The sequence below is a fragment of the Phaeobacter inhibens DSM 16374 genome (genome assembly GCF_000473105.1).
GTDB lineage: Bacteria > Pseudomonadota > Alphaproteobacteria > Rhodobacterales > Rhodobacteraceae > Phaeobacter > Phaeobacter inhibens.
In genome coordinates this window covers 1,754,396-1,766,404 of sequence record NZ_KI421498.1, presented here as the reverse complement: position 1 = coordinate 1,766,404, position 12,009 = coordinate 1,754,396, and the positions used below count along the sequence as shown (strand labels likewise).

The 12,009-nt window shown below is 59.6% G+C and carries 12 protein-coding genes; 7 read left to right on the top strand and 5 right to left on the bottom strand.

The window, feature by feature from the left end; translation table 11 throughout:
• The first annotated feature begins 77 nt into the window (after positions 1-77).
• Both INHI_RS0112195 and INHI_RS0112190 read left to right on the top strand, forming a co-directional pair.
• The gene (locus INHI_RS0112195; protein ID WP_027247813.1) at positions 78-869 is read left to right on the top strand and encodes an IclR family transcriptional regulator; all 792 of its coding nucleotides are present in this window, start codon (positions 78-80) and stop codon (positions 867-869) included.
• Positions 870-887: 18 nt separating this feature from the next.
• Positions 888-1,949 carry an ABC transporter ATP-binding protein gene (locus tag INHI_RS0112190; RefSeq protein ID WP_027247812.1) on the top strand — a complete coding sequence of 354 codons (1,062 nt, stop codon included), beginning with the start codon at positions 888-890 and terminating at the stop codon, positions 1,947-1,949.
• A 66-nt stretch (positions 1,950-2,015) separates the two neighbouring features.
• Here INHI_RS0112190 and INHI_RS0112185 read toward each other — a convergent pair whose 3' ends face one another.
• Both INHI_RS0112185 and INHI_RS0112180 read right to left on the bottom strand, forming a co-directional pair.
• Positions 2,016-2,612 carry an SDR family oxidoreductase gene (locus INHI_RS0112185; protein WP_014873834.1) on the bottom strand — a complete coding sequence of 199 codons (597 nt, stop codon included), beginning with the start codon at positions 2,610-2,612 and terminating at the stop codon, positions 2,016-2,018.
• A gap of 51 nt (positions 2,613-2,663) precedes the next feature.
• Positions 2,664-3,278, bottom strand: coding sequence for a glutathione S-transferase family protein (locus INHI_RS0112180; RefSeq protein WP_014879353.1), 615 nt, complete (start codon positions 3,276-3,278; stop codon positions 2,664-2,666).
• Between the two features lie 297 nt (positions 3,279-3,575).
• Here INHI_RS0112180 and INHI_RS0112175 point away from each other — a divergent pair, with 297 nt between their 5' ends.
• The gene (locus INHI_RS0112175; RefSeq protein WP_014873836.1) at positions 3,576-3,845 is read left to right on the top strand and encodes a DksA/TraR family C4-type zinc finger protein; all 270 of its coding nucleotides are present in this window, start codon (positions 3,576-3,578) and stop codon (positions 3,843-3,845) included.
• A 70-nt stretch (positions 3,846-3,915) separates the two neighbouring features.
• On the opposite strand, the gene INHI_RS0112170 is transcribed toward INHI_RS0112175, so the two are convergent.
• The 3 genes from INHI_RS0112170 to INHI_RS0112160 form a co-directional block, all read right to left on the bottom strand.
• Positions 3,916-5,760: a M3 family oligoendopeptidase gene (locus tag INHI_RS0112170; RefSeq protein WP_027247811.1), complete on the bottom strand. Its 1,845-nt coding sequence runs from the start codon at positions 5,758-5,760 to the stop codon at positions 3,916-3,918.
• A gap of 143 nt (positions 5,761-5,903) precedes the next feature.
• Positions 5,904-6,866, bottom strand: a complete 963-nt coding sequence (locus INHI_RS0112165) for an alpha/beta hydrolase (RefSeq protein ID WP_027247810.1) — start codon at positions 6,864-6,866, stop codon at positions 5,904-5,906.
• Positions 6,866-7,153 (bottom strand): SCP2 sterol-binding domain-containing protein, encoded by a 288-nt coding sequence (locus INHI_RS0112160; protein ID WP_014873839.1) that lies wholly within the window; start codon positions 7,151-7,153, stop codon positions 6,866-6,868. Before INHI_RS0112160 ends, INHI_RS0112165 begins: the two co-directional genes overlap by 1 nt.
• A 98-nt stretch (positions 7,154-7,251) precedes the next feature.
• Here INHI_RS0112160 and INHI_RS0112155 point away from each other — a divergent pair, with 98 nt between their 5' ends.
• From INHI_RS0112155 to fdxA, 4 genes are all read left to right on the top strand, one after another.
• Complete coding sequence (locus INHI_RS0112155; RefSeq protein ID WP_027247809.1) at positions 7,252-7,821, top strand: tetratricopeptide repeat protein; 570 nt, start codon at positions 7,252-7,254, stop codon at positions 7,819-7,821.
• A gap of 41 nt (positions 7,822-7,862) precedes the next feature.
• The gene (locus INHI_RS0112150; RefSeq protein WP_027247808.1) at positions 7,863-10,880 is read left to right on the top strand and encodes a helicase-related protein; all 3,018 of its coding nucleotides are present in this window, start codon (positions 7,863-7,865) and stop codon (positions 10,878-10,880) included.
• A gap of 25 nt (positions 10,881-10,905) precedes the next feature.
• A complete protein-coding gene (locus INHI_RS0112145; RefSeq protein WP_036767042.1) occupies positions 10,906-11,277 on the top strand; it encodes an RNA-binding S4 domain-containing protein in 372 nt (123 codons plus the stop codon).
• A 64-nt stretch (positions 11,278-11,341) separates the two neighbouring features.
• On the top strand, positions 11,342-11,680 hold the full coding sequence (fdxA, locus tag INHI_RS0112140; RefSeq protein WP_014873843.1) for a ferredoxin FdxA: 339 nt from the start codon (positions 11,342-11,344) through the stop codon (positions 11,678-11,680).
• Positions 11,681-12,009 lie beyond the last annotated feature (329 nt).

Here is a 12,009-nt window from a genome sequence, read left to right as displayed (position 1 = left end):
CTATTGAAACTATGACCGGACCCAGCTAAGGATGTCAACAGTTACATCGGCCGGTTTCGGCCAGGGAAAGGACAGTGATGGCGAGAGCTGCGCCCCAATCACGAGAGGCGGATGGGACCGTCGGCAAGGCGCTTGCGGTGCTGGATCAGATCGCCGAGGCTGGCCGCCCGATGCGGTTTGGCGAGGTGCTGGCCGCATCCGATCATCCGAAAGCAACGCTTTACCGGCTGGTCCAGACCCTGACCAATCAGGGGATGTTGTCCTACGACGAGACCCACCAGACATACGCGCCGGGCCTGCGGTTGGTGCGGCTGGCCCACGCGGCTTGGCGGCAAAGCGCACTGGCACCTGTGGCACGTCCTTATCTGGATCAGCTGTCTGCTGATGTGGGGGAAACCATTCATCTGGCGCAGCTTGATCGCGGGCAGGTGCTTTATGTCGACAAGCGCAATGCAGAAACGCCGATTGAAATGTTCAGCCAGGCAGGAAAGATCGGGCCGGGCTATTGCACCGGTGTTGGCAAGGCAATGATTGCCCATCTGTCTGCCGAGGCGCAGGCCGACGCGATTCGCAGGCAGGCGTTTTTTGCCCACACCGCTCACACCCTTGCGACACCTGAGGCGCTGCTGACCGAGCTTGCCGAGATCCGCCATGATGGCGTGGCCTTTGACCGAGAAGAGCATGAACCGGGTATCATCTGCATCGCCGCACCGATCCTGTCGGAGGCAGGTAAGGTCATGGGCGGGCTGTCGATCACATCATCTGTGCAACGCCAGTCGTTGGAGGGGCTGACAGCCCTGCGTCCGGCGCTGCTGCAAACTGCCAAGGACATCGCGACCGCTGCCGAGACCTGGCAATTTCCAAGTTAACCCAAGGGGAGAAGACGCATGACAGGGGTCACTTTGGCCAAGGCCGTCAAGAAATATGGAGATGTGCAGGTGATCCATGATGTGGATCTCAGCATTGACGACGGCGAATTTTGTGTCTTCGTTGGTCCGTCGGGGTGCGGGAAATCGACATTGTTGCGGATGATTGCCGGGCTGGAGGAAACCAGCAGCGGTAATATTCATATCGGCGAACGGGAGGTGACTCGCCTTGACGCGGCCGATCGCGGCGTTGCGATGGTCTTCCAGTCCTACGCGCTCTACCCGCATATGACGGTGGAGGACAACATGGGCTTTGGACTGAAGATGAACGGTCACCCCAAGGAGAAGATCCGGGAAAAAGTGACCGAAGCCAGCCGTATTCTGAAGCTGGACGACTATCTCAAACGCAAGCCCAAGGCCCTGTCAGGCGGTCAGCGTCAGCGGGTTGCGATCGGCCGTGCGATTGTGCGGGGGCCTGAGGTGTTTCTATTCGACGAACCGCTGTCCAATCTTGACGCCGAATTGCGGGTCGACATGCGGGTCGAGATCGCCCGCCTGCACAAGGAAATCGGCGCGACGATGATCTATGTGACCCATGACCAGGTCGAAGCGATGACACTGGCAGATAAAATTGTGGTGCTGCGTGCCGGACGTGTAGAGCAGGTCGGCAGCCCGATGGAGCTTTATGCAGATCCTGATAACCGTTTCGTTGCGGGCTTTATCGGCTCACCCAGCATGAACTTCCTTGAAGGCACCGTGCAGGGGGACGGCGTCGTTGTGCCCGCGCTTGAGAACCGCCGTGTTGCGACCTCCGTGGCCCTGCCAGCAGATGGCAGCAAGGTTCTGTTGGGTCTGCGCCCACAGCATCTGAGCGTGACAGCTGCGGACAGCAGCTTGGTTCTGGACCTCAGGGAGCGTCTTGGCGGTGTGTCCTACGACTACCTGAGCACGCCAACCGGTGAAAAGCTCATTGTTGAAACCCGCGGTGACGAAGCCTTACCGGAGGGAACGGCGGTTGCCTTGGGCTTTGACGATGCGGATGCATACATCTTCGACGGGGCGACAGAGCAGCGCCTGCGGTAGCAAATAGTCAGCCCCGGGCTGCTGCGCACCGGGGCTTGTTTGTGGTTTTTGGTCGATCCAAAATGATTACAGCGACTGCATCCGTGCGGCCTTGTCTGTCCACGACGGGTTGCTGACTGCATCTGCAAGAGTTGCGGCAACATCGCCGCGCGCGGCGATGCCCTCGGGATCGACCTCCTCACCAAAAAGCATGTCGCCGCTGCCATCGCCATCAGTTAGGCGAACCGGGCGCAGGATTGCGTAGTCCAGTCCCGACCGCATCAGGTGTTCATCTGCGTCATGTTTGGCCTGCAAATAATGGGCAAGGTCGCTGTCCGGCTTGGGATTATCCGCGCCGATGGTGCTGAGCATGACGAATTTGGAAACGCCCGCATGCTTTGCCAGATCGATCAGTGCTTTTGCACCATCGCGGTCTACCTTCTCAGTCATTTCCGCCGAGGTGTCACCGCCGGATCCGGCTGCAAAAACAACGCTATCGCATCCGTTGCAGGCCTCCGCAGGCAAATCCGTGAGGTCGCCGTGTCGGGTGGTTGTGCCCCGCGGCAGGATGCTTGTGTCCGACCCTTCGCGGATCAGGGCGATGGGGTGGTGGCCGAGGCGCTGGAGTTTTTCAACGACACGGCGACCAGTATTGCCAGTGGCACCGGCTACGAGAACTTGCATGGTGGTCTCCTCATTTCGAGTGATAGATTTTGGTGGGCAGTAGCTGGCGGCTCAGAAAGACGGAGCCATTGGCCCCACCTTGGCCACTGCGGCCTGATAGCCAGGCTGTTTCTGCAGATCGGTCCAGTAGCGCGCCACCCGAGGCGCGTCCTCTAGCGCACCAATCGCTGCCAGATTGGCAAGGATGTACGAAAACTGGATATCTGCCAGGGTGGCGGTGTCCCCAAACAGCAGCCCCTGTTCCGGGAGGTTCTGGGTGAGATAGTCAAGGTGCTGAGCCATGGCACGTTTGGCTTCGTCACCGGCCTCTTCGCTCTTCAGGACAGGCAGTAGTACGCCCATGGCAACTTCGGCAAAGGAGCTTTCGACATAGTCTAGCAATTCGTCGTGGTGCACCGCTTCTGCGGTCCCGGGAGAGGGGCGGTGCTGCGTATCACCATACTGGTCGGAAATGTAGCGCAGGCAGGTCGCGGATTCCGCGATCATTGTGTCGCCATCCTCGATCACGGGTGATTTGCCCAACGGATGTACTTTGGCCAGACTGTCCGGCGCTCTGAAGGAAGCGGTGCGATCATAGGTTACGACAGTGTAGGGCTGCCCCAGATCCTCCATCAGCCAGATCAGGCGGATTGCGCGCGAGTAGGCGAGGCAATGTATCGTTAGCATGGGCGGCGTCTCCTTGCAGGGGGGGGGCGGTCTCGGTTTGGCTGGAAGGCGTGTAGGCCACCAGAGTTCGGTCGCTAAAGGAACGGCAGCCTTTTTGCCGCCGTCGTGTATCCAACGGTCTGGGCGGTGTTTTTGTTCCAGATGCCCAGCCGCTGTTGCGCTTCGGTGCAACCAGAGACCGGAACCAGTGGGTCAAGTGAGGTGTTGCACCCATAGCTATCGCATCACGTCAGGTGGCAATTGCAGCATATGCCTGCCGGATGTGATAGGATGTAACCCTACGAGAGGAGACGGACCATGGCTGGAGGATGGGCGCGCGATGGCGCGGTGAGCGAGCAGATCGAGGCTTCAATCAGTGATGAACTGGCGCGGCTTAAATCTCGGCCTGCGCCCGTCGGTGAGAGCCTGACCCATTGCGCGGATTGCGAAGAACCAATTCCGGAGCCCCGCCGCAAGGCCATTCCGGGGGTAAAGCTCTGTATTGAGTGCCAGCAGGATCGCGACAGCGCCTACAGCGCGCGGGGCGGCATTAACCGGCGTGGCAGCAAGGATAGCCAGCTCAAATAACCGCCAACAAAAAGCAAAGGGCGCAGCCGATTGACCACGCCCTTTCTTCGTCCGGTGGTATGCGTGAGGATCAGTCCTCCATCGCCTCCAATTCGTCGATCATATCGGAGATCATGCTCAACCCCTTGTCCCAGAACGTGGGATCAGAAGCATCAAGGCCAAAGGGCGCCAGCAGTTCCTTGTGGTGTTTGGATCCACCAGCCTTCAGCATCTCGAAGTACTTGTCCTCAAATCCTTCAGCCCCCTCGGCATAGACCGAATAGAGGGCATTTACGAGGCCATCGCCAAAGGCATAGGCGTAGACGTAGAAAGGGGAGTGGACGAAATGCGGCACATAGGTCCAGAAGGTTTCATAGCCCTCCATGAAGTCAAAGGCCTCGCCAAGGCTTTCGGCCTGCACTGACATCCACAGCGCGTTGATATCGTCTGGCGTCAGTTCCCCCTCGGCGCGGGCGGCGTGCAGTTTGCACTCAAAGTCATAAAACGCGATCTGGCGCACGACGGTGTTGATCATGTCCTCGACCTTGCCTGCCAGCAGGATCTTGCGCTCAGTCTTATCCTTGGCGTTTTCCAGCATCTTGCGGAAGGTCAGCATCTCGCCAAAGACAGAGGCAGTCTCAGCCAGTGTGAGCGGTGTTGAAGATAGCATCTCACCCTGATCGGCCGCCAGCACCTGATGCACGCCGTGCCCCAGCTCATGCGCAAGGGTCATCACGTCGCGCGGTTTGCCGAGATAGTTCAGCATCACATAGGGGTGCACGTCGGTCACGGTCGGGTGGGCAAATGCGCCGGGCGCCTTGCCCGGTTTCACCGCGGCATCAATCCAACCCTTGTCGAAAAACGGCTCGGCCAGATCGCCCATGCGGGGGTCAAAGGCGCTGTAGGCATCCATCACCATCTTGCGTGCCTCGTCCCAGTTCACGGTACGCGAGGTCTCCATCGGCAGCGGCGCGTTGCGGTCCCAGACCTGCATCCGGTCCAGCCCCAGCCATTTGCGCTTCAGCTCATAATAGCGGTGCGACAGCTTGGGGTAGGCCGCAACCACTGCTTCGCGCAGTGCCTCCACGACCTCCGGCTCGACGTGGTTGGAGAGGTGGCGACCCATTTGCGGCGACGGCATCCCACGCCAGCGGTCGAGAATTTCCTTCTCCTTGGCCTGGGTGTTGTGAACGCGGGCGAAGATCTTGATGTTGTCGGAGAAAACCCGCGCCAACTCCCGCGCCGCGGCCTCGCGTTTGCTGCGGTCCTGCTCAGTCAGGAGATTGAGCGTGCCCTCAATGTTCAGCTCTTCGCCATCCACGGTGAAGGTGAGACCGGCAATCGTCTCGTCAAACAGCCGCTCCCAAGCATCCCCGACCACACCGAGATCATGCAGGAATTTCTCCAGCTCATCCGATAGCTGATAGGGTTTCATTGCGCGGATCCGGTCGAAGATCGGCTTATAGCGGGCCAGATCACTGTTGGCGGCGAAGTGGCTCTCCAACACAGCATCCTCAAGCCGGTTGATCTCCAGCGTGAAGAACACCAGCGGCGTGGTGAAGATGGTGATCTTCTCCTGCATGTCGGACATGAACTTTGCCCGGCCGGCGTCCGTGGTCAGCTGGTAATAACGCAATCCGGCAAAGGACATGATCCGGCCAGCAATCGCATTGATCTTTTCATTGCGCAGCACACAGGTGAGCAGACCATCAGCGTCCAGATCAGCCAGCTTACCTTCGTAATCGGCGGCGAAGCTGGCGCACTCCCCGTCAAGCCAAGCCAGGTCCCGTTCCAGCTCAGACGCATTCTCGGAGGTATAGAGATCGCTGAGGTCCCATTCGGGCAGATTGCCCAGCCCATCCGGCCCGGCCCCACCTGCAGCATTGGCGTTGACGTCTCGCATCAGGTCGCGGTCAAGGAAGGGAGCGTTGATCATCAGGGCACCTCAGGCTGTTTTATGTCTGCTTCGACATCTAAGCGTGAGGGCAGGGGATCACAAGCAACCGCCCTGCGTGTCGCAGTGATTTATACCCAGCAACAGGCAGCGCGCTCTGAGCCTGCCTTATCCGAAGGGGCAGCCTAGTCGGCGTATTGGTCAAACAGCCGCGTCATCTTGTCAAAAATGGTGCGGCGTGTTTCAGCCCCTTCCATCATCACCTCGTGCTGCGCGCCCTCGACCAGATCCAGTTCCCCACCGGGCCAGCGGGCCATGCGATCGTGGATGGCTGCGGTGTTGACGATCTGCTCCTGTGTCCCGAGGAAGGTGATGCAGGGCAGCGCGGGCGAGGGCAATTGGGCGAGATCAGCGCATTCACGCAAACTCTCACCCAACCATCGCACCGTTGGCCCGCCGAGCGACAGATCCGGCTGTGCAGCAAGCTGGTCCTGCATGAGACGATACATCTCTGCATCATTGGTGAGCGAATTGCCTTCAAACGGGCTGGCCTGCACATAGGGCGCAAGCGTGGTTGTCGGGGTCCGCATCGCGCCGATGCCGAACCGGTCGCCCATTGCGCTGAGCAGCCGCGCCACAGGGCGCAGGGCCGGGGGGATCTGAATGCCCCACATCGGGGCGGAAAACACGCAGGCCTTAACTGGCAGCCCCTCCATCACGGCGCGAAGCCCTATAGCCCCGCCCATGGAGTGCCCAAGTACAAACCAGGGTTTTGGCAACGCCAGCCGCTCGGCCAGATCTACAGCCGCGTCGACATCTTTCTGAAAATCTCTAAACGCAACAACATGGCCCAGAAGGCGCTCGGGCAGCAGCCGGTCAGCAAGCCCCTGACCGCGCCAGTCAACCGCCAGTGTGGCATAGCCGCGATTGGCCAGGTCCTGGGCGGCCGCGCCGTATTTCTCAATATATTCGGTGCGTCCCGGAAACAGTAGCAACGTGCCTTTTTTGGCACCATCCGGGTGCCAATGGCCCACGCGGATGCGCAGGCCATCGCTGGTGGTCACCCAATGAGCCTGCCCGCCGTCGGGTCCTCGCGCGATATCGGCAAAGAATGGGGCGGGGGTCAGATCCATCAGGTGCGCGTCCATCAGGCCATTGCCGATGCCAGCTTCATCGCGGTGCCCATGTCACCATCGATGGTCAGCTTGCCGCTCATGAAAGCTGTGGTGGGGTTCAAATCCCCTTCGATGATCGACTGGAACGTCTCGGCATCGGCGGTCATGGTGACTTCTGCTTCTTCGTCTGCGACGCGCGCACCATTCTGGTCGAGCATGATCGTGCCCATCCCGGTGATGTCGAATTTGGCGGAGCCATCAAAGCCGCCGTCCATTTTTTCGTTCAGCGTTTCTGCTGCTTGGGTCAGCGTTTCGCTCATGTTTAGTCCTCATATTTGATCCGCAGCTCGCAAATTTATGTGAGGGAAGGCTCCCCGGCTCTGGAAAACGCGGGCTGCGCGGTTACACTTAACCCATCATGGTTGCAAAATTCTCCAATCTCAAAGCTATCGTGGCGGCAACGTCTTTGACAGTCCTGTTTTCCGTGCCTTTACAGGCGCGGGCGGAGTCCCCTGCGGATGAGGCCGGATTGCTTGCGGCCTTGGCCAAAGCTGATCCGGACGAGGCGATCAGCCTGGACAGGTCTTTACAGGCCCTCTGGGGGAGCAGTGGGTCTCCGGCGATGGACCTTTTGCTGAAACGTGGCAAAGACGCGCTCGACCGGGGCGACACCCGCATTGCTATCGAGCACCTGACAGCGCTGACGGATCATGCGCCCGGATTTGCTACTGGCTGGTATGAACGTGCGCGGGCCTATTTTACTGCGGGGCTTTTTGGGCCAGCGGTGGCTGATCTGGAGCAAACGCTGATGTTGAACCCCAATGACTACAACGCGATCTTTGCGCTGGGGGCGATGTTCGAACAGTTCAATGATCCGCAGAACGCCTATGAGGCCTATAAAAGGGCGCAGGCTATACATCCGCATCACGAGGCGATAACCAACGCGCTCGACCGGCTGAAGACCACGGTTGAAGGCAGAGAGCTGTAAAACGGGCAAGTGAACGCGGTTCGGGCGTTGAGGGCGATATCATGACAGGCATGCAGAGTTCCGGGACTGCCCGGGTCCTGGCGGTTTTGGGACCGACCAATACCGGCAAGACGCATTATGCGATCGAACGCATGCTGGGACATCGCACCGGTGTCATGGGATTTCCGCTGCGGCTTCTGGCGCGGGAGGTTTATGACAAGGTCGTGGCGGCCCGTGGCCCATCCGTGGTGGCGCTGGTCACCGGGGAAGAACGCATCGTTCCGCCCCGCGCGCAGTATTGGATTTGCACGGTTGAGGCGATGCCTGAGGGCATGGGCTGTGATTTTTTAGCGGTGGATGAGATCCAGCTCTGCGCAGACCCGGAACGCGGCCATGTTTTCACCGACCGGCTGTTGCGGGCGCGTGGCACGCAGGAGACGCTGTTTCTGGGGGCGGATACCATGCGCGGGCCGATAGCAGCACTGGTCCCCGGTGTCCAGTTCCTGCGCCGCGAGCGGCTCTCTGATCTGGTCTATTCAGGTTCAAAGAAGCTCAGCCGAATGCCCGCGCGCACAGCAATTGTGGGATTTTCCATCGATAATGTCTACGCAATCGCTGAGCTGTTGCGCCGCCAAAAGGGGGGCGCGGCGGTGGTCATGGGGGCGCTCAGTCCGCGAACGCGGAACGCTCAGGTGGAGCTCTACCAGAATGGAGAGGTGGACTATCTGGTTGCGACCGATGCTATTGGCATGGGGCTCAATCTCGATATTGATCACGTAGCCTTTTCCTCGCTGACCAAATTCGACGGGCGCCGGATGCGGCAGCTGGCGCCCAATGAACTGGCGCAGATTGCGGGACGGGCAGGGCGCGGCATGAGCCACGGCAGTTTCGGGGTAACCGGCGATGCGCCGCCGCTGGAGGATGGCGTGGCGCAGGCCATTATGGAGCATCGGTTCACGCCGCTGAAAAAGCTGAACTGGCGCTCGTCCAAGCTTCAATTTGGCACTGTGGAGGCGCTGATCCGCTCTCTCGAATCAGCGCCGGAGGATCAGAATTTGGTTCGCGCACGCGAAGCGGATGATCTTATCGCATTGAAATCGCTTTCCCAGCAGGATGAAATTCTGGCGCGGACGACCAATGCCTCCTCTGTGCGACTGCTTTGGGATGTTTGCCGGATTCCCGATTTTCGCGGCATTTCTCAGTCGGAACATTCTGGCCTTTTGGGCGTTTTGTTCCAGTATCTGCACGGATCCGGGGTTGTGCCGGACGATTGGCTGGCGCGGCAGATAAAAAGGATCGATAGGGTTGATGGCGACATTGACGCATTGTCGAAACGTTTGGCCTTTATCCGGACCTGGACCTACGTTGCACAACGGAACGGCTGGGTACGTGATGAAAGTCATTGGCGCGGAGAGACGCGCGCTGTAGAAGACAGATTGTCGGACGCCTTGCACGAACGTCTGACTCAGCGATTTGTGGACCGGCGCACATCCGTGCTTTTGCGCCGGCTCAAACAGAAGGAGGCCCTTTTGGCCGAAGTGAATGACAAGGGTGAAGTGACCGTCGAAGGTGAATTCGTTGGTCGTCTTGAAGGGTTCCGGTTCTCGCCGGACAAGAGCGCTCAGGGCGCCGAGGCAAAGGCGCTGAAATCCGCCTCCCTGCAAGCACTCGCACCGCATTTCCATCTCCGGGCTGACCGTTTCTACAACGCGCCGGATACTGAAATTGATTTTACCGATCAGGGCGGCCTGATGTGGGGCGAACATGCTGTCGGCAAATTGGTGGCCGGCGCAGATCCGCTGAACCCACGTATTGAGGTTTTTGTCGATGATGCTGCGGGGGCTGACGTCGCGCAGAAGGTCGAGCGTCGCCTGCAGCATTTCATCTCCCGCAAGATCAACGCGCTGTTTGAGCCGCTGCTCAACCTGCAACGGGACGAAGAACTGACTGGCCTTGCCCGTGGTTTTGCCTTCCGCATGGTCGAGGGGCTGGGCCTGCTGCCGCGTGGAGCCGTCGCACAAGAGGTGAAGGATCTGGATCAGGATGCCCGTGGCGCGTTGCGCAAGCACGGCATTCGGTTTGGCCAGTTCACCATCTTCATGCCGCTGCTGCTGAAGCCGGCACCGACCCGTTTGCGTCTGGTGCTCTGGGCACTTTCAGAAGGTCTGGGGGAATTCCCGGATGCGCCGCCAGCTGGCCTGGTGACCGTGCCGGTCATCAAGGATGCACCGCAGGGGTATGATACCATGTGCGGCTATCGCAACGCAGGCGAACGCATGATCCGTATCGATATGCTGGAACGTCTTGCAGATATGTTGCGGGCCGAAGACAGCCGTGGCGGTTTTGAAGCCAAGGCCGACATGCTGTCGATCACCGGCATGACGCTTGAGCAGTTTGCCGACCTGATGCAGGGGCTTGGCTATCAGGCTGACAAGGGCGAGCGGGTGAAAGCCAAGGCCGTTGACGCCGTGGTTACTGAAACCGGCACTCCGGAGGCTGACGTTCCTGTTATGGATGCGGCTCAGCAGGTGGAGAACACACCAGCCGCTGCGCCGGATGAGGCTGACACTGCTGCAACCACTGATGCTGTTGTTGCGGACCCGGTCGCGCCCGCTGATGTCCCAGCGGAGGTCGCCGGGATCGAAGACTCAGGCGTCGCGCCCGTGGCTGAAGAACTGGCAGATCCGGTTGCTGCGGATCCGATCCCAGAAACCGCAGAAATCGAGACACCTGTCGGCGATGCGGCGGATGCGAAGGTCGAGGAGCAGGAAACAGAGGTATTCTACACCTTCACCTGGGGCCGCGCTCGCAAGACTGGCGGCAACCGCAATGGCAACCGGCGTGGTCAGGATGCTGGCGGCGAACGCAGTGGCGCCAAACGCGGCGGCGACGCCCCGCGTGGCAAAGGCAAACCGCGCGGCGGTAAGCCTGGCGGTCGCGATGGCAAGCCCGGCAAAAAGGGTGGCCGTCAGGATCAAGGCAGCAAGACCTATTCGGCACGCCCGCCGAAAAAGGAAAAGCAGATCGATCCCGACAACCCCTTTGCCGCAGCACTGATGGGGTTGAAGCAATCCGATTGATCGTCGGTCGCTGAAACTGAAGAGGATGCTGGTGAGCGAGAAGATCAGAATTGACAAATGGCTGTGGCAGGCGCGGTTCTTCAAGACCCGCAGCCTGTCCGCCAAAATGGTCAGTGGTGGTCATCTTAGTCTCAATGGCAATAAAATTGCAAAACCGGCTCAGAACGTCTCTTCCGGGGACGTTCTGACCTTCCCGCAGGGCCGCATCATCCGAACCGTGCGGATCGAAGCCCTCGGAACACGGCGCGGGCCGGCCCCAGAGGCACAGGCGCTGTACTTTGATTTGACCGAAAAACAGGACCCCGTGCCGCGCAACCCGCGCTACGAGGGAAAAGGTCGCCCGGATAAGAAAGAGCGCAGGGCGCTTGATCTTAGTCGCCGGGATGGTGTGTTTTGACATCTTGAAGCCGGCGCTTCGGTGATTTAGCTACAAGCCAAACAGCTACGGGACTCGGCCAACCATGACTTATGTCGTTACGGATAACTGCATCGCCTGCAAATACACCGACTGCGTCGAAGTCTGTCCGGTCGATTGCTTCTATGAGGGTGAGAACACGTTGGTGATCCATCCGGATGAATGTATCGATTGCGGTGTTTGCGAACCGGAATGCCCGGCGGATGCGATCCGCCCGGATACGGAGCCGGACATGGACAAATGGGTCGAGTTCAACCGCAAATATTCTGAAATGTGGCCAGTTATCGTCTCCAAAAAAGACCCGCTTCCCGAGGCTGAAGAGCGTGACGGCGAAGAGGGCAAGTTGGAGAAATATTTCTCCGAGGCTCCGGGCGAAGGCGGCTGATCCAGGATTCTATCCGGGACTTGCGGAGCACTTGATCTGCCGACTCACCTCAGGTGTTCTTGGCGCTGCCGCCAAGGAAGGCGGGGTGGTCCGTCCGTTTCGCGGTGTTTTCTATGATCCGATAGCCCGTCACCGTGAGGTTTCACGGACCCTCGCCTTTTTGTAAGGCAAAAAATGTGATATACTCAGTCAGGAAATAACCAATCACGGATGTCCGCCTTGGCTGTGCGCCTAATGTCGCACGGGTCTGTTGGCGGTTTTCCTGCGACATGTCTGCGGCGCGGGTCTTCGGATCATCGCGCGCCTGGACTTGTGGCAGCCCAGCCGAT